This is a genomic window from Patiriisocius marinus, from assembly GCF_008974325.1.
GTDB lineage: Bacteria > Bacteroidota > Bacteroidia > Flavobacteriales > Flavobacteriaceae > Patiriisocius > Patiriisocius marinus.
In genome coordinates, this window is sequence record NZ_BKCG01000018.1 from 2,501 (window position 1) to 5,884 (window position 3,384).

Here is a 3,384-nt window from a genome sequence, read left to right on the forward strand (position 1 = left end):
ACACGGTTTCGCGTCTACTACTGCTAACTATATCGCCCTATTCAGACTCGCTTTCGCTACGGCTCCGATCCTAAAGATCTTAACCTTGCTAACAACAGTAACTCGTAGGCTCATTATGCAAAAGGCACGCCGTCACAGCGTAAAGCCGCTCCGACCGCTTGTAAGCGTATGGTTTCAGGATCTATTTCACTCCCTTATTCAGGGTTCTTTTCACCTTTCCCTCACGGTACTAGTTCACTATCGGTCTCTCAGGAGTATTTAGCCTTGGCGGATGGTCCCGCCGGATTCATACAGGGTTTCACGTGCCCCGCACTACTCAGGATACCACTATATCCACATTCTTTACCTATACCGGGCTATCACCGTCTATGGCTACTCTTTCCAAAGTATTCTAGTTCATTACGCTTCTAATGTCGTGGTCCTACAACCCCAGTATTGCCGTAACAACACTGGTTTGGGCTAATCCAATTTCGCTCGCCGCTACTATCGGAATCACTTTTGTTTTCTCTTCCTCCGGGTACTTAGATGTTTCAGTTCTCCGGGTTTGCCTCCTTGCGGATACTATATCTTCAATATAGTGGGTTGCCCCATTCGGAAATCTGCGGATCAAAGGGTATGTGCCCCTCCCCACAGCTTATCGCAGCTTATCGCGTCCTTCTTCGCCTCTGAGAGCCTAGGCATTCCCCATACGCTCTTAATTTGCTTATTGTACTTTTTTGCTCTTTAATGAGTTATTCAATTAGTCTTGCCTGTCGTAAAACAACAAACAAAACTTTACTTGTATTTATTTTCTCGTATTCTTATTCTCAATATGTCAATGAACGTTTTTCCCGTTATAACAATACATATAAAATGGTAGTGAAAACTGTTTTAACAAATTTGTAGTATGTTTCCTTGGTTGTTTCAGGTACCTATCCTATATATATCTTAGGAATTGTGGAGAATATCGGAGTCGAACCGATGACCTCCTGCGTGCAAGGCAGGCGCTCTAGCCAGCTGAGCTAATCCCCCATTTTTAAAGATGAGTAATTAGTTATGAGTTTTGAGTAACAAGACTCGCAACAAACCCAACTTCTAAAATTTCCTTCAATATGTGTCTATGAACGTAGCATTTCCGAAGAAATACTTTCTCTTTAATAGTAGTCTCAGGCAGACTCGAACTGCCGACCTCTACATTATCAGTGTAGCGCTCTAACCAGCTGAGCTATGAGACTGTAATAGCCTTTAGTAATCAGTAATTATGTAATCAGTGATGATATACCACTTACTAATTATTCAGACTTTAATATTATAAAATTGACAGCTAAACCAAGCTAAAAAACCTTCGTTTAAATAAAGGTTACTATTTGGTCGTCCTTACTTGGCACATATAATTAAATATATGCAAGCTCTAGAAAGGAGGTGTTCCAGCCGCACCTTCCGGTACGGCTACCTTGTTACGACTTAGCCCTAGTTACCAGTTTTACCCTAGGCAGCTCCTTGCGGTGACCGACTTCAGGTACCCCCAGCTTCCATGGCTTGACGGGCGGTGTGTACAAGGCCCGGGAACGTATTCACCGGATCATGGCTGATATCCGATTACTAGCGATTCCAGCTTCACGGAGTCGAGTTGCAGACTCCGATCCGAACTGAGATAGGGTTTATAGATTCGCTCCTGGTCGCCCAGTGGCTGCTCTCTGTCCCTACCATTGTAGCACGTGTGTGGCCCAGGACGTAAGGGCCGTGATGATTTGACGTCATCCCCACCTTCCTCACAGTTTGCACTGGCAGTCTTGTTAGAGTTCCCGACATTACTCGATGGCAACTAACAACAGGGGTTGCGCTCGTTATAGGACTTAACCTGACACCTCACGGCACGAGCTGACGACAACCATGCAGCACCTTGTAATCTGTCCGAAGAAAAAGGTGTTTCCACCCCTGTCAGACTACATTTAAGCCCTGGTAAGGTTCCTCGCGTATCATCGAATTAAACCACATGCTCCACCGCTTGTGCGGGCCCCCGTCAATTCCTTTGAGTTTCATTCTTGCGAACGTACTCCCCAGGTGGGATACTTATCACTTTCGCTTAGCCACTCAAGATTGCTCTCGAACAGCTAGTATCCATCGTTTACGGCGTGGACTACCAGGGTATCTAATCCTGTTCGCTCCCCACGCTTTCGTCCATCAGCGTCAATATATTGTTAGTGATCTGCCTTCGCAATTGGTATTCTAAGTAATATCTATGCATTTCACCGCTACACTACTTATTCTAACCACTTCACAATAATTCAAGACAACCAGTATCAATGGCAATTCTATGGTTGAGCCACAGACTTTCACCACTGACTGAGCTGCCCGCCTACGGACCCTTTAAACCCAATGATTCCGGATAACGCTCGGACCCTCCGTATTACCGCGGCTGCTGGCACGGAGTTAGCCGGTCCTTATTCTTACAGTACCGTCAAGCTCCCTCACGAGGGAGTGTTTCTTCCTGTATAAAAGCAGTTTACAACCCATAGGGCCGTCTTCCTGCACGCGGCATGGCTGGATCAGGCTCTCGCCCATTGTCCAATATTCCTCACTGCTGCCTCCCGTAGGAGTCTGGTCCGTGTCTCAGTACCAGTGTGGGGGATCCCCCTCTCAGGGCCCCTACCTATCGTAGTCTTGGTAAGCCGTTACCTTACCAACAAACTAATAGGACGCATACTCATCTTATACCGTAATCTTTAAAGTGATGATGATGCCATCTTCACTTACTATGGGGTATTAATCTTCGTTTCCAAAGGCTATCCCCCAGTATAAGGCAGATTGTATACGCGTTACGCACCCGTGCGCCGGTCGTCAGCAGAAGCAAGCTCCCCTGTTACCCCTCGACTTGCATGTGTTAGGCCTGCCGCTAGCGTTCATCCTGAGCCAGGATCAAACTCTTCATCGTTTAATCTTAAATAAAATATTAAACAACCAAAAAGTTATATCTCAAATAAATTCTCAGGTATAATTAACTTAGTTTAGTTTTCTCTGTAAGTAAATTACCGTTTCCAGTAACCTACATACGCTGTCAATTTCAATATCTCAATGAACTCCCTACAATAAATGTAAGTCATAAATTATTCCCGTTTCCAAGAACTATTTGACGATGTAACAGAATCGAACTGTTATATAATTATTACCAAATCATCATTTCTTAAAGAACTACTTTTCTTAGCGGCTGCAAATGTAAAACTGTTTTTAATACCTCACAACTTTTAAAAGAAAATAATTCAGAAAAATTTAAGAACTTTATTTTAATCACTAAAAACAATAACTTTCGTTTTCTTAGCGGCTGCAAATATACCACCGTTTATTCTTAGCAACCAAACAATTTCTAAAGAAAATACTATTTAATTTACATCCAAATCCCAACTC

General features: G+C 43.8%; 2 tRNA genes and 2 rRNA genes (1 of these 4 running past the window's edge). All 4 read right to left on the reverse strand.

The features are described 5' to 3' along the window. A 23S ribosomal RNA gene (locus GBH57_RS15830) occupies positions 1–709 on the reverse strand; it reaches 2,113 nt to the left of the window's first position. Between the two features lie 228 nt (positions 710–937). Then, positions 938–1,011, reverse strand: a tRNA-Ala gene (locus tag GBH57_RS15835). Positions 1,012–1,140: 129 nt separating this feature from the next. Next, positions 1,141–1,214 (reverse strand) — tRNA-Ile (locus tag GBH57_RS15840). Between the two features lie 180 nt (positions 1,215–1,394). Then, positions 1,395–2,914 (reverse strand): 16S ribosomal RNA (locus GBH57_RS15845). The 16S and 23S rRNA genes sit together here with 2 tRNA genes alongside, the layout of an rRNA operon. Positions 2,915–3,384: the final 470 nt, after the last annotated feature.